Origin of the sequence: Algihabitans albus, from assembly GCF_003572205.1 — a bacterium.
Taxonomy (GTDB): domain Bacteria; phylum Pseudomonadota; class Alphaproteobacteria; order Kiloniellales; family DSM-21159; genus Algihabitans; species Algihabitans albus.
This window is the reverse complement of the sequence record NZ_QXNY01000004.1, coordinates 773,541-797,698: the sequence shown is the minus strand read 5'-3', so window position 1 is coordinate 797,698 and position 24,158 is coordinate 773,541. Positions and strand designations below refer to the sequence as shown.

Annotated in this window: 18 protein-coding genes and 1 tRNA gene; 5 read left to right on the top strand and 14 right to left on the bottom strand. The window is 62.7% G+C overall.

All coding sequences use genetic code 11. The features are described 5' to 3' along the window. Positions 1-39: 39 nt before the first annotated feature. On the top strand, positions 40-117 hold the full coding sequence (gene pqqA / locus DBZ32_RS22840; protein WP_119167827.1) for a pyrroloquinoline quinone precursor peptide PqqA: 78 nt from the start codon (positions 40-42) through the stop codon (positions 115-117). Between the two features lie 409 nt (positions 118-526). On the opposite strand, the gene DBZ32_RS13845 is transcribed toward pqqA, so the two are convergent. From DBZ32_RS13845 to DBZ32_RS13815, 7 genes are all read right to left on the bottom strand, one after another. Further along, positions 527-3,832, bottom strand: coding sequence for an FG-GAP-like repeat-containing protein (locus DBZ32_RS13845; protein WP_119167696.1), 3,306 nt, complete (start codon positions 3,830-3,832; stop codon positions 527-529). Between the two features lie 5 nt (positions 3,833-3,837). Further along, positions 3,838-4,332, bottom strand: coding sequence for a hypothetical protein (locus DBZ32_RS13840; RefSeq protein WP_119167695.1), 495 nt, complete (start codon positions 4,330-4,332; stop codon positions 3,838-3,840). A 7-nt stretch (positions 4,333-4,339) separates the two neighbouring features. Next, positions 4,340-5,020, bottom strand: coding sequence for a QcrA and Rieske domain-containing protein (locus DBZ32_RS22490; protein WP_119167694.1), 681 nt, complete (start codon positions 5,018-5,020; stop codon positions 4,340-4,342). 150 nt (positions 5,021-5,170) lie between these two features. Further along, a complete protein-coding gene (locus tag DBZ32_RS13830; RefSeq protein WP_119167693.1) occupies positions 5,171-6,961 on the bottom strand; it encodes a PQQ-dependent dehydrogenase, methanol/ethanol family in 1,791 nt (596 codons plus the stop codon). An 88-nt stretch (positions 6,962-7,049) separates the two neighbouring features. Next, positions 7,050-9,380, bottom strand: coding sequence for a xanthine dehydrogenase family protein molybdopterin-binding subunit (locus DBZ32_RS13825; RefSeq protein ID WP_119167692.1), 2,331 nt, complete (start codon positions 9,378-9,380; stop codon positions 7,050-7,052). A 3-nt stretch (positions 9,381-9,383) separates the two neighbouring features. Further along, the gene (locus DBZ32_RS13820; RefSeq protein WP_119167691.1) at positions 9,384-9,836 is read right to left on the bottom strand and encodes a (2Fe-2S)-binding protein; all 453 of its coding nucleotides are present in this window, start codon (positions 9,834-9,836) and stop codon (positions 9,384-9,386) included. An 861-nt stretch (positions 9,837-10,697) separates the two neighbouring features. Continuing rightward, positions 10,698-11,465 (bottom strand): FadR/GntR family transcriptional regulator, encoded by a 768-nt coding sequence (locus tag DBZ32_RS13815; protein WP_162906751.1) that lies wholly within the window; start codon positions 11,463-11,465, stop codon positions 10,698-10,700. A gap of 812 nt (positions 11,466-12,277) precedes the next feature. On the opposite strand from DBZ32_RS13815, the gene DBZ32_RS13810 reads away from it, so the two are divergent. From DBZ32_RS13810 to kynU, 4 genes are all read left to right on the top strand, one after another. Continuing rightward, on the top strand, positions 12,278-13,099 hold the full coding sequence (locus tag DBZ32_RS13810) for an alpha/beta hydrolase (RefSeq protein ID WP_119167689.1): 822 nt from the start codon (positions 12,278-12,280) through the stop codon (positions 13,097-13,099). Between the two features lie 63 nt (positions 13,100-13,162). Next, positions 13,163-13,933: a GntR family transcriptional regulator gene (locus DBZ32_RS13805; RefSeq protein WP_119167688.1), complete on the top strand. Its 771-nt coding sequence runs from the start codon at positions 13,163-13,165 to the stop codon at positions 13,931-13,933. Further along, a complete protein-coding gene (locus DBZ32_RS13800; protein WP_119167687.1) occupies positions 13,930-14,763 on the top strand; it encodes a tryptophan 2,3-dioxygenase in 834 nt (277 codons plus the stop codon). The genes DBZ32_RS13805 and DBZ32_RS13800 overlap by 4 nt, the downstream gene beginning before the upstream one ends. A gap of 13 nt (positions 14,764-14,776) precedes the next feature. Further along, positions 14,777-15,964 carry a kynureninase gene (kynU, locus tag DBZ32_RS13795; protein ID WP_235830192.1) on the top strand — a complete coding sequence of 396 codons (1,188 nt, stop codon included), beginning with the start codon at positions 14,777-14,779 and terminating at the stop codon, positions 15,962-15,964. Positions 15,965-16,067: 103 nt separating this feature from the next. On the opposite strand, the gene DBZ32_RS13790 is transcribed toward kynU, so the two are convergent. From DBZ32_RS13790 to DBZ32_RS13760, 7 genes are all read right to left on the bottom strand, one after another. Further along, a tRNA-Lys gene (locus DBZ32_RS13790) sits at positions 16,068-16,143 on the bottom strand. Positions 16,144-16,720: 577 nt separating this feature from the next. Next, positions 16,721-17,851, bottom strand: a complete 1,131-nt coding sequence (locus DBZ32_RS13785) for a PQQ-dependent sugar dehydrogenase (RefSeq protein ID WP_119167686.1) — start codon at positions 17,849-17,851, stop codon at positions 16,721-16,723. A 496-nt stretch (positions 17,852-18,347) separates the two neighbouring features. After that, positions 18,348-19,505, bottom strand: a complete 1,158-nt coding sequence (rodA, locus tag DBZ32_RS13780) for a rod shape-determining protein RodA (protein WP_119167685.1) — start codon at positions 19,503-19,505, stop codon at positions 18,348-18,350. Positions 19,506-19,523: 18 nt separating this feature from the next. Further along, positions 19,524-21,410: a penicillin-binding protein 2 gene (gene mrdA / locus DBZ32_RS13775; RefSeq protein WP_119167684.1), complete on the bottom strand. Its 1,887-nt coding sequence runs from the start codon at positions 21,408-21,410 to the stop codon at positions 19,524-19,526. A 10-nt stretch (positions 21,411-21,420) separates the two neighbouring features. After that, a complete protein-coding gene (mreD, locus tag DBZ32_RS13770; RefSeq protein ID WP_119167683.1) occupies positions 21,421-21,933 on the bottom strand; it encodes a rod shape-determining protein MreD in 513 nt (170 codons plus the stop codon). Positions 21,934-22,038: 105 nt separating this feature from the next. Continuing rightward, complete coding sequence (mreC, locus tag DBZ32_RS13765) at positions 22,039-22,917, bottom strand: rod shape-determining protein MreC (RefSeq protein ID WP_119167682.1); 879 nt, start codon at positions 22,915-22,917, stop codon at positions 22,039-22,041. 117 nt (positions 22,918-23,034) lie between these two features. Continuing rightward, entirely contained in the window at positions 23,035-24,075 is a 1,041-nt protein-coding gene (locus DBZ32_RS13760) for a rod shape-determining protein (protein WP_119167681.1), read from the bottom strand. Positions 24,076-24,158 lie beyond the last annotated feature (83 nt).

The window sequence follows — 24,158 nt, the reverse complement described above, 5'->3', positions numbered from 1 at the left end:
GCGACAGATCAACTGTGAAAACTCATTCGGAGGATTGATATGACCTGGAGCGCACCACGGATCGAGGAGATCTGCATCGGTATGGAGATCAACGGCTACTTTCCAGCCGAATTCTAAGTCCGATGTCACGATAGCTTCACGCGCCCTTCGAGTTAGGTCGCCTCGGCGCTATCGGTCCCAGTTCGGCGGCCAACGGCAGCGACCCGTTCTAGAATCGCAAGCACTCCGTTGGTTCGCTGTTCTGAGGCGGCCGGCCGATAATTTTCCGGCATTCAGCCGCCAAAAAATCAGCAGCGGCGCATAGCCTTCAGTAGACATTGCACACAGTCCGGATACCGGCCCTGATCGCCGCCGGACTCTCGGTCCTTTTGATCGGCTTGGATGTCGGGGCCATCTGGCCCGCCGCACGTCACCGACAGAACCCTTCCGAACAGCTCAAATCTATCGCCGGCCCGTGCCGCCCTCATCACGCGGCCGTTGCAGGCAACGGCAAGAACGACGGCGCGAAAAAAGGGAGCGGCGGCCCTCAGTTGTCGGTTGGCTGCTCGATGGTCACGAATTGATTGACCGATACATCCGTCAGGACGTTGCTCTCGTAATACGGTCGAGGCCAAACCACCTTGATCCGATCGATTGTTTCGGAGCTTCCCAAGCCGAAATGCAGTTCCTGCGGCGAAGACGAGAGGAAGCTTCCACCCGCTCTCACTTCCTGGAGCTGAGTCGTGCCGTTCGCCGTCACGTAGACTCTGGCCCCGACCGCCCCGGAGTTCTTGCCGCGCCCGCGCAGGGACACCGTGATGAAATTCGTGTCGGGCATCGAACGGGCGTTGTTCCTATAGAGCAATAGCCGGTCGTTGTGATTGCTCACCAGGATGTCCACGTCGCCATCGCGGTCATAGTCGAAGCAAACGACGCCCCGTCCCGACTTCGTATCCGTAATGCCCCACGCCGCGGAACGCTCGACGAACCCACCCTCTCGATCTGACATGAAAAGTCTGCTCGGCGTTTTCTCGAACTCCAGCATCGAGCGCCGCAAGGATACGAAAACCTGCGGCGGTCCGAGATGGCGTGCCATCTGGGTCTGCAGATCGAAGCCATTCACGTGGAACAGATCGGGCCAGGCATCGTTGTTGAAGTCGGCGAAGCATGCACCCCATCCCCAGTAGCCTTCGGTAACGCCGGACGCCTTTGTCGCATTGACGAACACACCCCGGTCGTTCCGATACAACCGGTTTCCGGTGACGCCCCAGGTTCCCTCGGCGAATCCGTTGGGATCCCAGATGCTACTGACGAACCAGTCCAGATCCCCATCGTTGTCGTAGTCGGCGACGGCGGAGCCCATGCCGTTCTCGTCGCTGATCTCGTTGGCCGCGGTCACGTTGGCGAAGCGGCCATTCCCCAGATTTCTGTAGACTTGGCTGCTTTCGAAGTCCGACGCCATGAGAATATCGGGCCGGCCGTCCAGATCGAAATCCGAGAAGGTTCCGGTGAAGGTGAAGTCCGACTTGCCAACCATGCCCAGCAGACCCGCGGGACGATCCTCCGGCGTGAAGGCTTTGCCTTCGTCGGCACCGTTGTTCCTCCAGAGATGGTTCGGTTGCGCTCCGCCCAAGCCCGGTCCACGCCAATGCGTGGAGAGCGCATCGAGGTCGCCATCCGCGTCGTAGTCTCCAAACGAGAAGGACCAGCTCGTGAAATCGGCCCCGATTCCCAAGCCGTGCCATAGGGAAAACCGCTCCCCGTCCTCGTTGCGATAGATCGTCGGGATCTGCGATCGCTCCGCTCCAGAGGCTTGTCCCAGGATCGAAGGCTTTTCGGGGTGCACGATATTCGTCGTGATCAGGTCGAGGTGGCCATCGCCATCCAGGTCGGCCATCGCCGCACCGTTCGAAAAGTCCGTCTTCACGATACCCCAGGCTTCCGAGATATCCTCGAACCCACCGCTTCCGTCATTGCGGTAGAGAACATCGGCGGCGGTATCCCCCGTCGGATAATAGATGTCCGGCCAACAGTCGCCATCCAGGTCGCCGGCGGCGACACCGCCGGTAAAGAGCACACGCTGCGCCGTCTCGAACCTATAGAGCTCCCAGGAAACCTGATGCCTCGCCGTGAGTCCGGCCTCCAGCGCCACCTCGTCGAAGACGAAACCGCCGGCATTCGCGCCCGGCAGGCCGTGCGTACAGTCAGTTCGTACTACGGGGTCCGCGCTTCCGACTTGCGGATCGTGACGGCCGGATCGGGGCGTCTCATCGGCATGACGTTCCGTCGCGAGCCCAGAGGGAGGCGGCCCATGCGGTGCAAAGCGCGCGACCAGACGGTTGTTGTCGGGGCTTGGCTCGTCTTCATCGGGACTCAAGTGACTCAGACAGCTGTGGCTGTCGAGACAGGGGTCGGTCAAGGCATGCAGGAAACGCTCGAGCGCATCGACGTCCGCGTCCGAAAGCTCCAGACCCGACGGCAAGGCACTCAGGCCGAGCGACTGTTTTTTCTCGAGATCGCGAAGCGCCGCACGGGTCAAGGACTCGGCATTCGCGTAGAGCGAACTCACATGGCGAAGCTGACCGTTATCGCTGAAATCGAAATCGAAACGAGAGATCGACTGCTGGGGGTCCAGATGATGATCCAGCATATCGCGCAAATCAAGAAACGCCCCGGTATGTCCGTAGGGCATGGTTCGCGCGACGTTGAACAAGGAAGGCGTCCGGAAGCGAAAACGATCCTCGTCTCTTTGGGTCACACCACGGCGGCCGAAATCCTGGCCGTCCGCTTGGATACCGCGACCGAACTGCGGCACCGCGATATTGTGAAACTTCTCATCGGAGAAGATCGGTGGCGTATGGCAAACGGCGCAGCCCACCCCTCCCTGCTCAGGAGGCAGGAAGAAGATCGCCGCTCCCCGCCTTTCCTGCGTATCGAGGCGGCTTTCGTCGCCAGCCAGGTATGCAGTCCAATCGTTGTCAACGAAGATCTGCGAATCCTGGTAGGCAGCCAGCGCATCCTGCAGGTTTTCGAAGGTGATCAGCTCGGCGGCCGTGCCGTCCGGTGCCTGAAAGGCCTCACGGAACCATGTCAGCCAGGCGTTCCTGGACAATTCACCCGTGGTCCCTCTCAGTCGATCGACCAGAGCATCGCGCACTTCCTCGTGAGACCGGTCGGCTCCGAAGTGAAAGCCCTGCATCTCCTGCGGAGACACCACGGGAAAGCGTGCCTGCGAAGCCATGATGCTCCTGCCTGCACCGGGGTCCGCGTGCAGCAGGACGCTGTCGGGCGTTCGATGCCGCGCCGCCAGACCCAGTTCCGGCCTGTCGGGGTCGAGCAGAAAAAGGCGCCCATCGTAGAACATCGCATGCCGATAGAGCCCGCTGTTGAAGGTCGTCGGCGAGTGCCGGGGCACATTGGGTGCGCCATTCGCCTTCGGGTCGCCCGACGCCCTCCAGTCGTGCCACCGCCCCGGTCCCAACAGGTCCGGATCGTAAGCGCTCTCGCCGACTGGGAGACTGAGTTTGTCCCCGCCGGCAAGAAGCGGGTGATGACAACTCGCGCAGGCGACGTCCATGTTCCCGCTGAGCGACTTGCTGAAGAAGAGCTCCCGCCCCAACTTCACCAGGCCCGGGCTTGCTGGCGCGGGCAGATCGTCGGAGTCGAGAAAGAGATCCGCTCCGTGACGCGCCTTTATCAGATCCAGCTGCGCGTCGAGAAGGGCGTCCTCCGAAAAGAGCCCGTCCTCCGCCTCGACCTCAGACGAAAGACCGGGAGGCCACAGCAAGACAAGGCAGACCGCCGCTTTAGCCAGTCGGGTAAAGAGGAGACGCAGTCGCTCGCACGGCGGCATGGCCTCTACCTTCCCGGCAAGCTGCAGATGTCGCTGCGCACGACGCTACCATCTGAAAACCGCAGACTGACGCCTGACTCTTCGGGCGTGATCCTGGTGACCTGCAGAGGACTGCTGTGAACCAGGGTCGTGTTGCCGCCGGCCTCTCCGATCTTCCGACAGTCGGGACTATGGTAGATGTCATAGTTCCGGGTTTCCTGATCGCCCGTTCCGAAAACCGTCAAGACGCCCGTTCCACACTGCGCCATTGCAAAGATCGGCGATCCGCCATTGTAGACGGACGTCCGTTTCTCTTCTTCGGTCTGAATCCAGAAAACCTCGTGACTGCGTATCTTGACGAAGAAGCCACCGCCGCAACTCACGCCCGTGATCGGCGTCGCGGCCTGAACTGTGTTACCAGGTTGAGCAAGCAGAAGCAGACAGAGTGCCGCCACGAAGCAGCCGGTGAAACGCCGACGCTTGCCGCTCCCGTCAGCTGCGGGGCCGAACCGGATCGTCATCGCTCTCTCAGCTTCCTTTCCGGCCATGACCCACGCGGGCGGTGAATGCATCGGCCACGACGATTTCGCCGTTCTCGACACGAAGCGGGAGGGCGGGCAGCTCGCGCGGCGCCGGACCTTCCACGACCGAAGCGGCGTTCTTCGGATTGAACTGACTTTGATGACAGGGGCACATGAAGGTTTGGGCATCTCTGTCCCACGCCGTCACTGGACAGCCGTTGTGCGTGCAGATGGCCGAGTAGGCCACCGCCCCGTCACCGGAGTTGGCCAATGTGTCCGGCATCAGGTCCGAGGTATCGAAACGTTGCAGAAGGATCTGGTTGTGACGCGATCCATCGCGGACAATTCCACTTTCCTTCTCGATGGGAACCACCACCAGCTGCTTGCCGGCCGTCTCCAGATCCTCGAGTTTCAGGAAGGGCCCACGCCGTCTCTTGCTGAAATAGGTCAGGCGGTCGCCCACCTGCGGCGGGAGCTTCCTCTTCTCCTCGTCCGGCAAGGCCGCCGTATCGGCCAGCGCGGACCGGGCTGAAACCAATCCCTTGAAGGCGAAAGCGGCCAGCAGGAAGCTCTTCACGACCGTTCGACGGCTTTCCGTCCCGACGCCTTCGCTGGCAGGCCCCGAGCACCCGCAGCCCTCGGCCGTGTCGTTGCAGTTCCCGTCTTCAGAGTTCTTGAAAGACACCATTTAGTCGATCTCCCACGTCTGTCGCACGTTCAACCGAGATCGCCGCGGATTGGCGAAACTCAGGAATTTCATTTCGACTGTCGCCCGTGGAGACAGGCAAGCCGGACCGCAGATCCGGCTTGCCAGAGTCTCCCGCAGGATTTTCGGTGCTTAGCTCTCAGGAAGCGCGAAGACCCAGACGACACCGCCTTCGGGCACGTCTGCGATCCACTCGTTGGTCTCGTCCTTGGCCGCCAGCACACCGTTGGTCCACTGCGCGTCGACGCCATAGCCGGCGGTGACTGCGATGTACTGCTTGCCATCCACAGTGTAGCTGACCGGCGGTGCGATGGCCGTCGAGTTCAGCGGGAACTCCCACAAGATCTCACCGCTTACGGCGTCGAAGGCCCGCAACTTCCTGTCGTTCGTACCGGCTCCAAATACCAGGCCACCGGCGGTCGACAGAACCGGACCCCAGTTCATCGTCTTGCCGAAGTCGTGCTGCCAGACCATCTCGCGGGTGTTCACATCCCAAGCCTGGAGCTGTCCGACGCCCTTGCTCGGGTCGTTGACATAAACGTCCAAGTCCGGAATATCGATCCCAGCCCAGAACTGGCCGGAAGCCGGGTCGACATCGTCCTGCCAAATCCCGATGAAAGAGTTGCAGAGGTTTTCGTTCGCCGGGACGTACATCAGGCCGGTCTGCGGATTAAAGGCTTCATAGGGCCAGTTCTTTCCACCCCAGAGGCTCGGGCAATAGCCCACCCGCTTTCCCGTTACCGGAGTATGGTTCGGGTCGTAGGAGGGACGCCCTGTCTCGGGATCGAGTTCCGTGAAGACGTTGTTGTAGACGTACGGCTTGCCCTCCAGGTACTTGATCTCGCCGTCCGGCATGCGTTCCATCCAGAACATGTAGCCGTTGCGCTGGGGTGACATCAGTCCCTTGACGGTGCTGCCGTCGTGCTCGAAGTCCAGCAGCATGGGGGCGTTCATCGCGGCCCAGTCCCAGGAGTCGTTCCAGTGGTACTGGTGATGCCCGACGATCTCGCCGTCCTCGGGGTCCATCGCGAGCGCCGAGGCGACGTAGAGGTTGTCGCCGGGGCGTTGGTCGCCGAGCCACGGCGATCCATTGCCGACGCCCCAGTAGAGCACCCCAGTCTCCGGATCATAGTTCCCCGGCATCCACATACTGCCGCCGCCGTACTTCCAGGCGTCGGGACGCTGACCTTCCTTGAGCCAGGTCTCATGGCCCGCTTCGCCGGGACCGGGAACGCTGTAGGTTCTCCACACCGTCTCGCAAGTGTCGGCATCGGTCGCTTCCAAGAACCCACGAACACCGAACTCGCCACCAGACGGACCGACCATGATCTTGCCTTCGATCGGCATTGGCGCAGAGGTGATGTAGGCACCGATGCTCCAGTCGCCGATGACGTTCTGGCAGAGGCGTTCGCCGGTTCTCGCGTCAAGCGCGTTCAAGGTTCCGTCGAGGCCGGCGGCAAAGACCTTATCCTCCCACAGCGCGACACCGCGGGCCGTGTTGTGCATGACGCCCAGATCGCTCGGGTTGTCATGCTCGTATCGCCAGAAAAGCTGACCGGTCTTCGCATCGAGGGCGATGACGTGATTGTACGGCGTGGTGATGAACATCACGCCATCGTTCACCTGGGCCGGAGCCTGATGACCTGAATCGACACCCGTCGAATAGGTCCAGACGGGCGTGAGCTGCCGAACGTTCTCGGTGTTGATCTGATCGAGCGCGCTGTGCATCCACCCTTCGTAGTTGCCTTTCGGGAGCAGCCAGTCACTTGGATCGGCTTCAATGAGACGCTCTTTCGTAACAGGGCTGTAGTCAGTGATCTCCTGATTGACCCGGTTCAAGGTTTGCCCGAAAGCCTGAAGGGAAGCCAAACTGAAGGCTAGCGTACTGCAGGCGAGCAGCAGCTTCGATCGAACCGTCCTCATAAGATGTTTCCTCCAAATTTTTCTTGTTGGGAGACGTCTTGAGTTCTTCCTTTTTTGGACGCGCACGCCCGGTCAGCGACGAAACCGATCAAGTCTCGACGGTATCGCCCATCGGCAGGTCGCGCAGTCGCTTGCCGGTCGCGTTGAAGACCGCGTTGGCAAGTGCCGGTGCGATCGGCGGCAATCCGGGCTCCCCCACTCCCGATGCATGCACGGAGAAGGGATGCTCGACGATGTGGGTGTGGACTTTCTTCGGGAAGTTGGTCGAGCGGACCATGGGGTAGTCGTTGAAGTTCGACTGGACGACGGCACCGTTCTCGTAGGTGACGCCGCTGTGGAGCGCGAGCGTCATCCCCATCACCGCGGAACCTTCCATTTGGCTGCGGATACGTTCCGGGTTTACGGCAAAGCCGCAGTCGACGGCCATATGCACCTCGGGCACGGTGATCCGACCCTCCTCGATCTTCACACGCACCGCGGAAGCGACGTAGGTGACGAAGGAGCGATGAACCGCGAGACCCCAGCCCTCGCCGGCCAGCATCTCTGCGCCCCAACCGGCCTTGTCGGCCGCGAGGTTCAACACGCCCTTCAGGCGTTTGGTGTCGATGGGATAGGCGGAATAGGTTTCGCCGTAGTTCCAGTAGTCATCGGGGAAACCTTGAGCTTCCGGGTCGAGCTGGCGATCGGCACCGATCAACTCCAGCAGCATCTCGCGCTGATCCTTGCCGAGCTCATCCGCGAGTTCGGCGGCAAATGACTGGATCGCCCAGGCACGCGGGATGTTCGAGACCGCGCGGAACCAACCGATCCGGGTATGCGCCATCGCCTTGCCGTTCTCGCAGCGCACGTTCGGGATCTCGAACGGCATGTCGACGTGTCCCATGCCGGACTCGATGAAGAACTGATGACCGCTGTCCGGTGCGAAGGTCGAGAGGATCGAGGGCGCCACGGAGTTATGGCGCCAGGCGACGATCTTGTCCGAGGCATCGAGCGCGACCTCGATCCGCTCCACCGAGGTGGTGTGGTTGAAGCTGTGACGAATGTCGTCTTCCCGAGTCCACTGGACCTTGACGGGTGAGCCGATCGCCTGACTGATCAGCGCGGCCTCGATCACGTCGTCACATTTCGACTTCCGCCCGAAGCCGCCGCCCAGCAAGGTGACATTCATCCTGACGTCCGACATGTCCATACCGAGTGCCGTCGCAACGTCCTGCCGGGCGGCCGACGGAGACTGTACCGGGGCCCAAAGCTCGGCGCCGCTGTTGGTGACGTTCGCGACGGAAACCAGCGGTTCCATGGCGGCGTGCACCATGTGAGCCTGAGAGTACTCCCGTGCGAAGGAACGCGCCGCCGATCCGAAGGCTGCGTCGACGTCCCCCTCATCGCGCAGTATTTCGCCTGGTTTCTTGGCGGTCTCGCGCATCTCGGCCAGAAAGGCTGCGGAGTTGTAACCGCCATGGGGGCCATCGTCCCACTCGATCTCGAGCGCATCGCGGCCCTTGATCGCGGCATCGGTGTTGCTGGCGATGACTGCAACGCCCCCGAGCGGGGCGAACTTGGCCGGCGGGATCGACCCCGGCAATTCCATCACCTGCTCGACACCGGGAAGCTCCAATGCCCGACGCGCGTCGAAACTTCGGACCTTGCCGCCGACGACCGGCGGACGCGCGATCACGGCGAACTTCATGCCCGGCAGCCTCACATCGGCGCCGTAGATGGCCTTACCGGTGGTGATGTCGTGCAGATCGTAGATCTCCACATTGCCCTTACCGATGTAGCGGAACTCGGACTCCTCCTTGAAGGACAGCTCCTCGAAGGCCGGGACCGGCTGCAGCATCGCCGCCGCCGCCAGCTCGCCGAAGCCGGCCAAGTTGGCACCGCTCGAAACCTCATGGACGCCAACCTCGACCTTGTCGATCTCGACACCCCATTGCTCGGCCGCCGCTCTCGCGAGCATGAGCCGGACCGACGCTCCGATCTGTCTCATACTCTGCAGGTGATGCCGCATGGACCGCGAACCGTCGGTATCCTGATTACCGTACTTCGGCTCGTTACCCTCGGCCTGGATCAGGGTTACACGCGACCAGTCGGCACCCATCTCATCGGCGACCACCATCGGGAGCGAGGTGCGCGCGCCCTGGCCCATCTCCGATCGATGGGCGACGATCTCGACGCTGCCATCGGGATAGAGCGTGACGAAGACGAGGGGGTTGTCGCGCAGCCCGTGGGGCATCTGCTCGCCGCCGACGGGATAGCGCTTGAAAGCCTCGGCCGGGCCAGCGAAGGCGGCAATCGACAAGGCGGCGGCACCGCCGGCCAGGAATCCGCGACGCGAAACTTTCGCGAGTCTCGTTTCCCAATTGGCACCCGGCGATGTCGTCGAGGTCGTGATGGCGGCTTGCTCGAGATAGTGCAGCATGACTCAGCTCCCCGTAGCGGCAAGACGGACGGCGGCGACAATGCGCTCGTAGCAGCCGCAACGGCAGACGTTGCCTTCCATTTCGGTAAGGATCTCTTGGTCTGTCGGGCTTGGATTCGCGGCCAGCAAACTTGCGGCCTGCATGATCTGGCCGGCTTGGCAGAAACCGCACTGCGGCACGTTGAGTTCACGCCATGCCGCCTGCACCGGGTGATCGCCAGTCGGCGAGAGCCCCTCGATCGTCGTGATTTCCTTGCCCGCAACCTCCGCGACGGTCAGCATGCAGCTACGCGCAGCGACGCCGTCGACATGCACCGTGCAGGCGCCGCAGAGACCGACGCCGCACCCGTACTTCGTCCCGGTTAGCCCAGCCAGATCTCGAAGCGCCCACAACAAGGTCATGTCGTCGGGGCCATCGAGATCACGGTCCTCTCCGCTGATCCTCACAACCGCCATATCTTCGATCCTCCCTTTATTATTTGCAGAGACGGTCTCTTGTGAGGCCGCCGAAACTCTTCACTTCACGGCATGGCGGGTCCACGCAGCGCGAGCAACGGATGCTCCGCTCCTTGCAGCGCTTCCGCGCAAAATGAGACGTGATGGGGATAGTTATCGAGATCGTTCCACCGGCTGCGGAACGTTCCTGCAGGGGCAAAGCGCTTCCGTCCGCGATGGGTCCGCGAATGGCCGATTGAACGGTTTGGCTTGTGGAGCGACACTTTCTGCACATCGCGGGCCGACGGAAAACGACCGCCACCCGCAAAACCCGAACCTTCCCGCGCTAGGCTCGGAGCTGCCGGAGTGCCGTTCCGTCTCGCCTGGTGTTTTTCCGGAAGTGGACGAAGCGTCGCCGAGAGAGATGGAAAGCGGGCGATCGGACGCTCGCGGGAGCCGCAGCGGAGCCGTCCTCGCTTGATAGATGTCCGCCCGACCGGCTTTGCGTGCACGTCGAGACCGATCTCAAGCGCGTGGGGATCTTCGCCCACCATCAACGCCTCCCTCAAATCACCTGCCCGCACGACGACGCCTTGTAAGCGTTCGCCATCTAACTGATTGAAATCCTCTCACCACAACTTTGGTCTGTCAATAAGGCAGTCTAGTGGTATGACCAATTTTCTTAAGAACGTGGGATTGGTATCGCGCGGCGAACCGCCGTGGAAGCCGTCTCAAAAGGCTGTCGGAGAAGGGGTTAGGTGCGGTTCATGAAGGGGCTGCACGTCACCGAAGACACGCCAGGCAGCTGTCAGCCTCTGGCACACCAAAGTCCAACTGCGCAAGCGGACGCGAGCATCCGCCCCCCCTCTTCGCACTTGGTCTTCACGCTCTTTTTTCCCAAGCCGCACGACGGCTGGCCAGTGCATGCGCACCGGCATCCTTTCGCTTCTGCTGCAGCATTTTGAGAACGAAATCGAGATGAACGTGCATTTTCTCGCGGGCCTTCTGGGCGTCGCGCGCATCGATCGCCTGCGCGATGGCCCGATGCTGATCCAGCAGTTTCGCTCGCGCCTCCGCATCGTCGAAGATAAGCGCCCGGCTATAGCCGATGCCCCGGCGGAGCAGATCCAGCAAGCTTCGGGTGACCTGAATAGCGACAACGTTACGGGCCGCTTCGACGATAGCCATGTGGAATTCCGTATCGAGCGCGGCCTCGGTATTTTGATCGTGATTCTTGGCGGCTTCTTCGAGCTGCTGCAGCAGTCTGAGAATCCGCAGCCGCTCGATCTTCGTCGCCGTTGTCGCCGCGGCGGCGGCGCACTCGCCTTCCAACATCCGACGGAACACGATGTAGTCATCGATCGCCCTGGGCTGCGCCTCGATCAGACTGCGTAGCGGGGACGCGAGGTCGGCGCCCACATGCGTCGAAACGAAAAGCCCAGCCCCCCTGCGCGACTCCAGCAGTTTTTCGGAAATCAACGCCTTGACCGCCTCGCGGAGGGAAGTACGGGAAACCTTCATGTGTTCGCACAGCTCGCGCTCGCTCGGCAGGCGGTCCCCCGGGCGCAGCACGTCTTCCGCAATCAGTTCCCGGATTTGCGCGGCGGCGGCCTCGGCAATGCTCTCTGACTCAATGGGCCGGAAAGGCATAACAGACATCCTTGTCCCAACTTTGGATTCGCACACGATCATTTAACGCATCTTCGAGGCCGGGAAAGTCGCCACGGCGAAGCACGATTGCAATGAGTTGCCGGCCAGCCGAACGTCTTCAGCCTGGCGGCTTCTCCCGCAGCTACGGCGAGGAACGCTGTCAAGCTGCAGAGTCTGACTTTCAAGCGACTTACACCGGATGCCGCGGGCCTCTCCCAGATCCGCCATCGCGGCGGCGACCGTTCGCCTACGGTCTTCGTCCCCCTATACCGCTACCATTTCACGAGCCCTCGGTACCGCTCGCACCCCATCGTCCTCCCAGAACAACATCGCACGGCACGGCCTTTGCACCAGCACCCTAACCAAGAGCTCACTCCGCAAGGCAGCCGAAACAGCAAGGCAGCCTCCTCTCTGTCTCATCTAGGCAACCCGGTCGATGGCCTCGGAAGGCTATCTCCTTTATGGGGTGGAATCGAGTCTCGGCAATCTATGCGACAGTTTCCCATGAGAAGTATCATTGTATTCGATCTGGAGGCATGTCCGTGGCCTGCCGATCCATGGCAGGCGGCCGGCGACCCCACGACGATCGTTTGCGTACTGGCACCGGAGACCGTGCAGGGAACCTCCGATGGCGAGTTGCCCGATCGCCTTTCCGTACCGGTCGGCGTACCGCCAAGGCTGCGTCGTCGCCCTTTCCTCACCGGCACCGGAGAGCTAAGCGCGGCCCGCGGGCCGGGCAAGCCTCTTATGCCAAGGCGGCGGCTTGTGGCACCTTCCTGGCCTCGCCCCCCAGCCTATCAGGCGGAGCAAGCATGGATACGACCCCTTCCCGCGATTGGGATGACGCGTTCGCCAACATGGCCCACGTCCCGGGCTCGGCGCAGTTGCCCAGCAAGTGGGCAGCACGGGCCGCCGCCTATCGGGAGAGCGGTTTGCGGATCGAGCAGGACGTCCCCTATGGCGACCACCCCCGCGAACGGTTCGATATCGTCTGGCCCGATAGCACGCCCAAAGGCCTGGCCGTCTTTGTGCATGGCGGCTATTGGATGCGCCTCGACAGATCCTACTGGACCGACCTGGCTGAAGGCGCGAGGGCATGCGGCTGGGCCGTCTGCCTGCCCAGCTACACACTGGCGCCCGAGGTCCGGATCAGTCAGATGACCCGGCAGATCGGGAAGGCGGTTACCGCTGCGGCGGCGCGTGTTGCGGGCCCGCTCCGACTGGCGGGGCATTCAGCCGGCGGGCATCTGGTCTCACGGATGATCTGTACGGACACACCCTTGGCAGGCGACCTGGTGGGGCGGATCGATCACACGCTTTCGATCAGCGGGCTTCATGATCTGCGCCCCCTGTTGCATACCGAGATGAACAAGACCCTGCATCTGGATCTTGCGGAAGCGGCCGCCGAAAGCGCCGTTCTGCATCGGCCAGCCGGCAATCGGCGCTTGACGGCCTGGGTCGGCGGCGGGGAGCGGCCCGAGTTTATCCGGCAGGCGCAGATCATCGCTCAAATCTGGGAGGGTTTGGACGCAGATACGAACTGTATCGTGGAGGGGCTCCATAACCACTTCACCGTAATTGAAGGGCTGCGCGCTGTGGACAGCGCCATCACCAAGGCCTTTATCGAGAAATAATATATGATTTATCCATTCATATGCGATATGGAGGATTGCATATGAAACCTTGGTAAATCGCCGATGTCCGCGCCGCAGTCGAAATCCGATGCTCTCTATCAGCGGGTTCGTCAGGATATCCTGACCCTCCGCCTGCCTCCAGGTGCGGCGCTGCGCCTGCCGACCCTGTCGGACCGGTATGGACTCGGTCTTACGCCGCTTCGGGAATGCATGAACCGGCTGAGCGCCGAAAGATTTGTGGTGCCGGAGCATAACAAGGGCTTCCGTGTGGCGCCCCTGTCACTTCCGGACCTGCTTGACCTGGAGCGTACGCGCAGCATCATCGAAGGTGCGCTTTTCGCCGAGGCCGTCGCCAGTGGCGACGAGGCCTGGGAAGCCGAGATTGTCGGTAGCTTCCATCACCTTTCGAAAACGCCCTTCCCATCCGTCCTCCACGCGCCGGAAGAGCTGGAGGTCTGGACCAAACACCACGCCGCTTTTCACAGCGCCTTGATCGGCGCTGCGTCGTCGATCTGGATGCACCGCTTCCGCACCGCGCTGGGCGATCAGCTAGGGCGCTATCACAGGTTCATCCAAGCGGGCCTGCGCGAGCTTTCGGAAACCGAACCCGACACGGCCGGCCCGGCGGCCCAGGCCTTTTCCAGCGCCATGGCGCTCGGTCCTCACCAGGCGCTTTACGACGTGGCGCTGGCGCGTGACGCCCAAGCCGCGCGGGAACTCTTCAACGCCCATTCCAACCTGTCGATTCAAGCCTTCGAACATCTCGTGGCGCTGCTGCCGGATCAGGTCGGTGTCGCCCCGCAGCGCCCAAACCTGACGGAGGCCACCTTGTGACCAGAGCCTATGACTCCGCTGGCGACGGCGCCAAAACATCTTCTGCCAAGGGCATGAGCTATAGCGACTACCTATCGCTCGACCCGATCCTAGGGGCGCAGAACAGAAGATCGGATGCCCACGACGAGATGCTGTTCATCATCCAGCATCAAACGTCGGAGCTGTGGATGCGCCTGGCATTGCATGAGCTGTCAACCGCACGGGAGGAGCTCACTCAAGGCCAGTTCCCCGCGGCCTTCAAAATGTTGACCCGCGTGGCCCGCATATTCGAGCAGTTGAACAATGCTTGGGATGTGCTGCGAACGATGACGCCAAGCGAGTACACCGAGTTTCGCGCTGAACTCGGAACGTCGTCCGGGTTTCAGTCGCATCAGTATCGGTTGATCGAATTCATTCTCGGCAATCGCAACCGGGCGATGCTGAAGGTGCACGAGCACCGGCCGGAACTGCGGCATATGCTTGCCCAGGAGCTTGAGACGAAATCGCTTTATCACGTGGCGCTGGATAGCCTGGCCAAGCAGTTGAACACTCGCTTCGACCCCGCGATCTACCGGATGGATCGGCCGCATACCGCAAACGATCAGGTGATGGATGCCTGGACCCGCGTCTACCGGGCCCCACACGATTTCTGGACCCTTTACGAACTGGCGGAAAAGCTGGTGGATCTGGAAGATTACTTCCGCCGATGGCGCTTCAACCACGTCACGACCGTGGAACGCATCATCGGATTCAAACCCGGCACCGGCGGCACCTCAGGAGTGAAGTATCTGCGCAAGATGCTGGAGGTCGAACTGTTCCCCGAACTCTGGAACATGCGAGGCCAGCTGTGATGAAAGACAAGCCGTGACGCTCCCCATCAAGGATCGATTCGTTCTGCCCGAAGGCATGATCTATCTCGACGGCAACTCGCTGGGGCCGATGCCCAAATCCGTGGTCGGGCACCTGTCCGCGATGATCGAGGAGCAATGGGGCCAGCATCTGATCACCGGATGGAACGTCGACGACTGGATGGGGCAGCCCCTGCGCGTCGGCAATCTTGTGGCCCGTCTGATCGGCGCTCCCGAGGGCTCGGTCGTGCTGGGCGACACGCTGTCGATCAAGGTCTACCAGGCGCTCTCGGCCGCCCTGCAGATGCGCCCTCAGCGGAAGGTCGTCCTGTCCGATAGCGGGAATTTCCCCAGCGATCTCTACATGGCCGAAGGGTTGATCGCCCAACTGAATGAGGGTCATGAGCTGAGGATCGTGGCGCCGGAGGATGTGGCTGACGCTGTCACCGACGAGGTTGCGGCGGTGATGATCACGCAAGTGGACTACCGCACCGGCCGGATGCATGACATGACCGAGATCACCGAGCGCGCACGAGACGCAGGCGCGGTGACGATCTGGGACCTCGCCCATAGCGCTGGCGCGGTGCCGGTCGATCTGACCGCCGCGGGCTGCGAATTCGCGGTTGGCTGTACCTACAAATACCTCAATGGCGGCCCCGGCGCGCCCGCCTTCATTTATGCCCGGCCCGACATCACGGCGGATATCGTGCCTGCGCTCAGCGGCTGGCTGGGTCATGACGCGCCCTTCGCCTTTGAACAGTCCTATCGGCCCGCGAAGGACATCGAGCGGATGCGCGTGGGCACCCCGCCCGTTCTGCAAATGACCGCGCTGGAGGCTGCGATGCAGGTCTGGAGCGACGTCGACATGCAAGAACTGCGTGCCGCCAGCTTGGCGCTCTGCGATCTCTTCATCGCCGAGGTCGAGGCGCGTTGTCCCGACCTGACGCTCGCCAGCCCGCGCGAGAGCGCACGACGCGGCTCCCAGGTCTCGTTCGCCTTCGAGCATGGCTACGCCGCGATGCAGGCGCTGATCGCCCGCAACGTCATCGGCGATTTCCGCGCCCCCAACATCATGCGCTTCGGCTTTACGCCGCTTTACATTGACGAAGGCGACGTCCGCCGCGCAGTGGACGTGCTGACCGATGTATTGGACAATCGGCTATGGGACGATCCGGCCTTCCGGAGAACGAGCCGCGTGACCTAAGCGACGGTGTTGCCCGTTCCTCCAGCAGTGTGCCGGCCGACCTGGCGATAGTCTGGCGGCTCCCGCCACGAATGCGAAAAATTATCGATTTCAGCTAGTTAAGTGGTGGGCGCACAAGGACTCGAACCTTGGACCCGCTGATTAAGAGTCAGCTGCTCTACCAACTGAGCTATGCGCCCACCGTGCCCTCGAGCCCTGTCCCAGGCCCGGGAGGCCGCGTAGATAGCAACAGCCCCTCGGCTTGTCCAGCCCCCAGAGCCACCTGCCTGGCCACCTGCTGAGCCCATCCGGCGCGAGGGCACATCCGGGCCGGCTACCTCCTCCGGCCAGGCTTCGGAGACCAAGGGCAGCGGACACTTACCTGTGAGGTCGATCACGGCGGCAGAATTTATCTCGTATCATATGCAAAAGTGAGACTTCGGAAAGGAATGCCGGAGCAATATCGCGTATCACCTCCGCAGGATACTTCGGCCATGCAGACCGCCGCTGACAGACAGCAAACCCTCCCAGTTTCGACGCCGCTGGCGCCGACGGAGGCCGGCCTGCGGTTGCCGAGCAATGCGGCGCTGCGAGCATCTTTGCTGCGAGCCTTGCTCCTGACCTGCGCCGTCGTCCTGTGGTTGTTGCCGACGCTCTAGAATCAGATCGCCCCGGCGATCGGACTCAAGACGCGGCTCCGTCTTTCATCGAAACGGATGTGGAGAGGCAGGCAACCTCTAGGATCGCGAGATGAAACCTAGAGGTCACGACCTGCTTTCAGGGGTCCACCCGGTAGATTCCGCCCTCGAACTCGTCATTGAGAAGATAGAGCCGGCCATCGGGGCCTTGCCGCACGTCGCGTATGCGGCCGATTTGGCCATCCAGAACGTACTCGGTGCCGGCGACCGAGCCATCCGCGTTCAGCATTACGCGCAGAAGCGCAAGCTGACTCAGGGAGCCGGCGAAGAGATCGCCGGTCCAATCCGGAAAGTCCTCTCCGCTGTAAATCTCGAGGCCTGATAGGGAGAGCGTCGGGGCAACGCCCCATGTGAAGACAGGGTCCACGAAATCGCCTGTCGTCGCGGCGCCCGGTTCGCCGTTCAAATCGCCAAAGGTCCGCAGTGGCCAGCCATAGTTCGCTCCGACCGCAAGCAGGTTGAGTTCACCACCGCCGCGCGGCCCGTGATCGGTCAGCCAGACGGCGCCCGTCGCCGAATCGATGGCCAAACCCTGCGGATTCTTGAAACCGTAAGCCAGGATCGCCGGATGCAGGGCGCCGCCGGGATTGCCAGCCGCCGGCGTTCCATCGAGATTGAGCCGAACCAGAGTCCCCGCCTTGCTCTCCGGATTCTGAGCCTCCATCGGGACGGCATGGTCGCCAACGGTCACGAGCATCGTGTCTTGGCTGTCAAAGCGGATCCGCGCGCCGAATCCCTCCAGCTGGTCGACCTTCACCTCCGAGCTGAAAATCGTCTGGAGATCCTCGAAACCGGTTTCGCCGAGACGCGCCGCCGCAATCTCCAGCCAGCGCATTTCGACCTCGCCCTCCAGTTCGACCTTCGAGTAGGCGAGATAAACCGTTTGATCCTCGGCGAATTTCGGACTGACGCCAACGTCGAGAAGGCCATCACGGAAGCCGCTGCTGGTCTCGGGCGCACCGCTCAGCGGCTCCGAAACCGTTCCGTCCTGCTCGACGAGCCGCACGCGGCCGGGCCGCTCGGTCACGATGATCCGGCCGTCGGGCAACCAGTCCAGACCCCAGGGATTCTCCAAACCCGTGGCGACCGGTGTCAGCTTGAAGGCGTACTGGGCGGTGACGACATCGATCTGCCGCTCTTCGGCAGTCGCCAGCAAGGGCATTGCCAAAAGAACGCTCGCAAAGCTGGCTGCCTTGGCGATGGATTTCATCTGTGACTCCCATGAGCTGGAGGTTCGTCTTGCGCGAGCCCTGTGGCAGTGAAAAGAGACTCCTCCGCTTGTCCCCCGCGCGGGGACCTGCGACCGGCTCACAAAGCCTGCGTCGACCTTCGCGTAATTGCATGCCCTGCCTTTCGCCAACCTGCTGGCCCGGTCGGAAATTCATGTGATCCGCCGCAGAAGTTCAACCGCAGAAATTCAACTTGTGCCGTTCGCGATGATTTGTAAGCCCATTATCCGCCTCTTCGGCGGTACGCGCCCGTTCCGACCGGAATCCCGGAAGGGGGCTGACGAGCAAACTCGGGCGGCACCGTGCCACAGCTCAGGAGGCGACTAGAGACATGAGCGCCAGGACCTCTGGCCGCGGGACGGATACGAGTTGCTGCCGATCGGCGGACCCGACGCGGACAAGATTCGCACGGCGGCGGCGATGCCGAGCAGAGACCTGCCCTCGCGCCGGCCCACCGGCCGACTGGACGTTCTGGAGCTAGTCTTCTCGGGGTCCGCGGCGGGGGATGCGAAGGTCGCGGTGAATCGAGACACTGAGCAGGAGGCCGAGACCGATCAGCGTCGCCAGCATCACCGTTCCACCGTAGGACACCAGCGGGAGCGGGACGCCGACCACCGGCAGTAGACCCATCACCATCGCGATGTTGATGAAGACGTAGAGGAACAAATTGACGGTCAGACCCATCGCAAGCAGCCGGCCGAAGTGACTGCGGCTGCGGAGCGCGATGGCGAAACCATAGACGAAGACCAGCAGATAGAGCCCCAGCAGACCCAGCCCGCCGACCATTCCCCATTCCTCGGCCAGCATGGTGAAGATGAAGTCGGTCTGCTTCTCGGGCAGGAAGTTCAGATGGCTCTGCGTGCCCTGCAGGAAGCCCTTGCCGAAGATGCCGCCGGAGCCGAGGGCGATCTTGGATTGCAGGATGTGGTAGCCGGCGCCGAGCGGATCTGACTCCGGATCCAGGAAGGTCATCACGCGGTTCTTCTGATAGTCGTGCAGGAAGTTCCAGGCGACCGGCAAGGCCGCGCCCGCGGCGGCGATCACCAGAAGAAACTTCCACCAACGCACCCCGGCGACGAGGAAGAGCGCGCCGCCGACCGTCAGCAGCATCCCGGCTGTCCCGAGGTCGGGCTGCTTCAGCACCAGAAGCGCCGGCGCGCCCACCAGCAGAAGCGGCACGATCAGATAGGTCGGCCGGCCGATATCGGCATAGGTGATGCCGTGAAAATAGCGCGCCAGGGCCATCACCAGCGCGATCTTCATCAGCTCCGAGGGCTGCAGCTGCATGACGCCCAGATCGATCCAGCGCTGCGCCCCCATGCCGACGGTGCCCATCACCTCCACGGCACCCAGCAGCGCCAAGGCACAGAAGTAAATCGGATAGGCGACCCGAAACCAGAAGCGGATATCGATCAGGGCGACCACGAACATCAGAAGCAAACCGCCGCCGAAGCGAATGGCCTGGCGTACGGCCCAGGGATCCCAGCTTCCGCTCGCGGCGGAGTAGAGCATCGCGAAGCCGATGCCGGCGAGCAGAAGGACCAACAGGACGAGACCCCAGTTGAGCTGCCAGATCTTCTGTCCGAGCTGCAGCTCCGGATTGCGTCTGAGGGTGATTTCGCTGAGGACGGACATGACCCGTGGCGTCCCGGCTCAGGCCTGGTCGCCGCTGCGTGCGACCAGCGGCAAGGGAGAGGTGCCGAGGGGATCGCGCCGCTGGGCTTCGAGCAGAATGTCCTTGGCGATCGGTGCCGCCGCACTGGAACCGCCACCGCCGTGTTCGACCACGATGGAGACCGCATAGCGCGGGTCGGAGATCGGTGCATAGCCGACGAACAGACCGTGGTCGCGCCGGCGCCAGGGCAGGTCCTCGTTCTTGATGACGCCGGCCGCGCGCTCCGCCTTGGTGATGCGGCGCACCTGGCTGGTGCCGGTCTTGCCGCCCATCTCCCAGCCTTCCTCGGTGATCTTGGAGCCCCGGGCGGTGCCGCGCCGGCCGTTGACCACGGCATCCATGGCCACCCGCATGATCTCCAGTTCCGGCCCGCCGATCCTCATATCGGGCGCCGGGGCGACCAGCGGCTCGTCGCCGGCGCCGGACAGCTTGAAACCGCGGGTCATGCGCGGGGTCACGGCACGGCCGCCGTTGACCAGACGCGCCGTCATCACGGCGAGCTGCAGCGGTGTCGTCAGGACGAACCCCTGACCGATCGAAGTGACCAGTGTCTCGCCGCCCTGCCAGGGCTCGCCGATGTTCGCCAGCTTCCAGGCGCGGGTCGGAATCACACCGCCGCGTTCGCCGGGCAGATCGATCCCGGTCGGTAAGCCCAGGGCGAAGCGCTCCGACATCTCAGCGATTCGGTCGACGCCGAGCTTGCGCGCGACATCGTAGAAATAGACGTCGCAGGACTGGACGATGGCGTCGTGCATGTCCATCCAGCCATGGCCCGGCCGTTTCCAACAGTGGAAGCGATGGTTGCCGAGGGTGTAGTGGCCGGGACACCAAACGCGAAAATCGGGGTCGATGCCCTGCTCCAAGGCCGCCAGAGCCACCAGCATTTTGAAGGTCGATCCAGGGGCGTAGATGCCGGCGATCGACTTGTTGGACAGCGGACCGAGCGGGTCTTCCGTCAGACGCCGCCATTCCGCCGAGGAGATCCGATGGGTGAAGACATCGGGGTCGTAGGAAGGCACCGAGGCCATGGCCAGAACGTCGCCATTGGCCGTGTCCATCACCACGGCAGAGGCGCTGCGCTCGCCCATCAGACGCTGATGCACGTAGTTCTGCAGGCCGGCATCCAGGGTCAGCACGACGTCCTGACCCGGCGTTCCCTCTTCGCGCCGCAACTCCCGGATCACCCGCCCGTAGGCATTGACCTCGACGTGGCTGGTTCCGGCCTCGCCGCGCAGCCGTTCGTCATGCAGCCTCTCGATCCCATTCTTCCCGACACGGAAGCCCGGCAGTTCCAGCACCGGGTCGCCGGTCAGATCCTTTTCCGAGACCGCGCCGACGTAGCCCAGGACGTGCGACATGGCACCGCCGTAAGGGTAGGTGCGAATTTGCCCGACATCGATCGAGACACCGGGCAGATCCGGTGCGTTCACTTCGACGGCGCCGACCTGATCCCAGGTCAGGTTCTCCGCGACGGTCACCGGGACGAAATTGCGCTTGCGGGCAACCTCCCGATGGATCCGGGCGCGATCCGCAGCGGTCAGGGGCAGGATGTCGGCGAGCCGGTCGAGCGCGGCGTCCAGATCGCGCGCCTGCTCGGACACCAGCAACACCCTGTAGTTCTGGCGATTCGCGGCGACCGGAGCACCGAAGCGGTCGAGAATACGGCCGCGCAAGGGCGGCAGCAGACGCAGATTGATGCGATTGTCTTCCGCCAGCATGGCGAAGCGATCCGACTGCTCGACCTGCAGGACGTACATCCGTCCCGTCAGGGCGGCGAGCATCAGCGACATGCCTCCGCCCAGCAGCAGCGTGCGACGGGTGAAGCTGCGATGACGCATCTGTTCTTCGTGGCGGACTTTCTGCATCACGGCAGCCCTACTTCAGAAAGGCCTGCTGCGCCCGGCCGAACAGCCAGGCGAGACAGGGATAAGCGGCAACGGTGGCCGCATAGCGCAGCAGTGTCTCCAGAGGATCGACCAGACGCAGTTGAAGCAGCGAACCGAACAGCCACTCGACCGTGAGCGCCATGGCGGCGACCAACAGAAAGCCCGCCCAAAGCATAGCGAAGGTCGCATGGGCGAAGAAACGGCGTTGGGCGGCAACCGCAAGATAGGCCGTCAGAAACACGGCGGCGCCGAGACCGAGCGGAGCACCGGTCAGCAAATCGTGAACGATGCCGAGCAGGAAGACCAACCAGATTGGAAGCAGATCGGGACGGAAAATGGCCCAGTAATAGACGGCCGTCAGGACCAGGGCCGGCATCACGGGTGCGATCTCGGGCGTGCGCGTCGGCAGAACGGTGGCGATCATCAGGAGGAACGTGATGGAGAGCGGTGCAAGCCCGCGTGCCATCAAATCCAAACGCTGCCAAATACTGACCTGTTCCATCTGTAGCGTAGGTCCCACACCCTCGGGTGTCGCCGCAGTCCGGCCTCAGTTAGGCGGTCGGGCCGCAGTTGAGGAACAGACAGGCAAAGGCAAAGCCGCCGGTTCCTATGGATTCACAACCGCCGCGCCGTTGGTCAACGGCCCCAGCAAATCGGGCAGTTCATAGTCGATCAGCTGCAGGAACTCCATGTGCGACCAATCGGCGAAGGACCGTACGCGTACACCCTGCTCATCCACGGCCGCGACGATGCCGACCGATAAACCGGCCGGAAACACGCCACCGTGGCCCGACGTCACGACCCTGTCCCCGGGAGAGATCGACGTTCCGGGCGACAGATAGAGAAGTTCCGGATGCTCCGAGTTGTCGCCTGCAAGAACGGCGCGATCCCTGGCCTGTCCGACCAGAACGGGGATCCGGCTGTTGATATCGGTGATCAGGAGAATGCGAGAAGCACGCCACCCGACCTCGATCACGCGACCGGCCAATCCCGAACCGGTCAAGGCCGCTTGGTTCTTACGAACCCCCTCCTGCGAGCCGGCCGTCACCAGAACCGAGCGTACGTACGCGCTCCCCTGGTCACCGACCACGCGTGCGGCGATCGTACGGTGCTGCGGATCCGGCGCGAGATTGACCAGACTGCGCAAACTGCGGTTCTCGTCCGATAGGCGCTGGGCCTCTTGGTACCAGCCAGCGAGACGGCGGACTTCTTCCTGAAGCGCCGCATTCTGTTCGCGGACGGCCGCCAGACTCTGCGCCTCGTCGAAGGCATGATTGATGCTGGAGACCGGCCTTGAAGCCACGTCGAGGATCGGTGCGACGGCATCCAGAACAGCGATCCGGGCCCGCTCCACCACAACGGTGTCAACCTTACCGAGCATCATGAGGGAAAAGGTGGCGCCGATCAGAAGAAAGACCGCGAAGCGCTGCGCCCACGCCTTCAATGGCGTGGCTAAGCGCACCACCGTGCCGGGTCTTTGTTTCACGAACCCCCTCCGAGATCGCCGCACGACCAAAGGTCGAACCGCGAAGTCTTGAATCACCAAAGCAACCTAGATGCTAACCCAGAGAAGATAAAGAATTGCTTTCAGATTCGCTGGGATTTAGTACATCGTGATCAGAACATTTTTAAGCGTTTTCATTTCCTCGAGGCAGCGGCCGGTCCCGAGCGCGACGCAAGACAGCGGATCGTCGGCCAGCGAGACCGGCAAACCGGTGGCCGCACGCAAGACGAAATCGAGATTTCCCAGCAGCGCTCCACCGCCGGTCAGGACGATACCCTTATCGACGATGTCGGCGGCCAGTTCCGGCGCCGTGTGCTCCAATGCAACCTTGACCGCCTCGATGATCGCCGAGACGGGCTCGGCCAAGGCTTCGGCGATTTGGCGTTCCGAAATCACCAACTCCTTGGGAACGCCGTTCATCAGGTCGCGGCCCTTGATTTCCATCGTCGAGCCTTCGCCGTCTTCCGGCGGACAGGCCGAGCCGATTTCTTTCTTGATCCGCTCCGCCGACCCCTCGCCAACCAGGAGGTTATGGTTCCGGCGGATGAAAGCGATGATCGCCTCGTCCATCTTGTCACCGCCAACGCGCACCGAGCGCGAGTAGACGATACCCCCCAAGGACAGCACGGCCACTTCCGTGGTCCCGCCCCCGATGTCGACCACCATGGAGCCGGTCGGCTCCGTCACCGGCAGACCGGCACCGATCGCGGCCGCCATCGGCTCCTCGATCAGGAACACCCGGCGGGCGCCGGCCGCATCGGCCGACTCCTGGATCGCGCGGCGTTCGACCGCGGTCGAGCCGGAGGGAACGCAGACGATGACCTGCGGACTGGCGAAGGAGCGGCGATTGTGCACTTTGCGAATGAAGTGCTTGATCATCTCCTCAGCGACCTCGAAGTCGGCAATCACGCCGTCGCGCAGAGGCCGGATAGCCTGAATGTTGCCGGGCGTGCGGCCCAGCATCATCTTGGCTTCGTCGCCCACGGCGAGGACTTGCTTCTTGCCCTTCACTTCGGCAATGGCAACCACGGAGGGTTCGTTGAGAACGATGCCGCGACCTTTGACGTAGACCAGCGTATTCGCGGTCCCAAGGTCGATGGCCATGTCGGCGGAAAGTACGCCAAGAAGGCGAGACATCATATGGCGGGGATCCTCGACCCGAAGGCTTGTGGAAGGGACGCGACGACCGATTTCTAGTTTCGGTTCGACGCGCTGGACACGTG

Bases quoted from the DNA above. Each gene is read 5' to 3' on its own strand.
- pqqA (WP_119167827.1), top strand. From the start codon at position 40: ATGACCTGGAGCGCACCACGGATCGAGGAGATCTGCATCGGTATGGAG.
- DBZ32_RS13845 (WP_119167696.1), bottom strand. From the start codon at position 3,832: ATGCCGCCGTGCGAGCGACTGCGTCTCCTCTTTACCCGACTGGCTAAA.
- DBZ32_RS13840 (WP_119167695.1), bottom strand. From the start codon at position 4,332: ATGACGATCCGGTTCGGCCCCGCAGCTGACGGGAGCGGCAAGCGTCGG.
- DBZ32_RS22490 (WP_119167694.1), bottom strand. From the start codon at position 5,020: ATGGTGTCTTTCAAGAACTCTGAAGACGGGAACTGCAACGACACGGCC.
- DBZ32_RS13830 (WP_119167693.1), bottom strand. From the start codon at position 6,961: ATGAGGACGGTTCGATCGAAGCTGCTGCTCGCCTGCAGTACGCTAGCC.
- DBZ32_RS13825 (WP_119167692.1), bottom strand. From the start codon at position 9,380: ATGCTGCACTATCTCGAGCAAGCCGCCATCACGACCTCGACGACATCG.
- DBZ32_RS13820 (WP_119167691.1), bottom strand. From the start codon at position 9,836: ATGGCGGTTGTGAGGATCAGCGGAGAGGACCGTGATCTCGATGGCCCC.
- DBZ32_RS13815 (WP_162906751.1), bottom strand. From the start codon at position 11,465: ATGCCTTTCCGGCCCATTGAGTCAGAGAGCATTGCCGAGGCCGCCGCC.
- DBZ32_RS13810 (WP_119167689.1), top strand. From the start codon at position 12,278: ATGGATACGACCCCTTCCCGCGATTGGGATGACGCGTTCGCCAACATG.
- DBZ32_RS13805 (WP_119167688.1), top strand. From the start codon at position 13,163: ATGTCCGCGCCGCAGTCGAAATCCGATGCTCTCTATCAGCGGGTTCGT.
- DBZ32_RS13785 (WP_119167686.1), bottom strand. From the start codon at position 17,851: ATGAAATCCATCGCCAAGGCAGCCAGCTTTGCGAGCGTTCTTTTGGCA.
- rodA (WP_119167685.1), bottom strand. From the start codon at position 19,505: ATGTCCGTCCTCAGCGAAATCACCCTCAGACGCAATCCGGAGCTGCAG.
- mrdA (WP_119167684.1), bottom strand. From the start codon at position 21,410: ATGCAGAAAGTCCGCCACGAAGAACAGATGCGTCATCGCAGCTTCACC.
- mreD (WP_119167683.1), bottom strand. From the start codon at position 21,933: ATGGAACAGGTCAGTATTTGGCAGCGTTTGGATTTGATGGCACGCGGG.
- DBZ32_RS13760 (WP_119167681.1), bottom strand. From the start codon at position 24,075: ATGATGTCTCGCCTTCTTGGCGTACTTTCCGCCGACATGGCCATCGAC.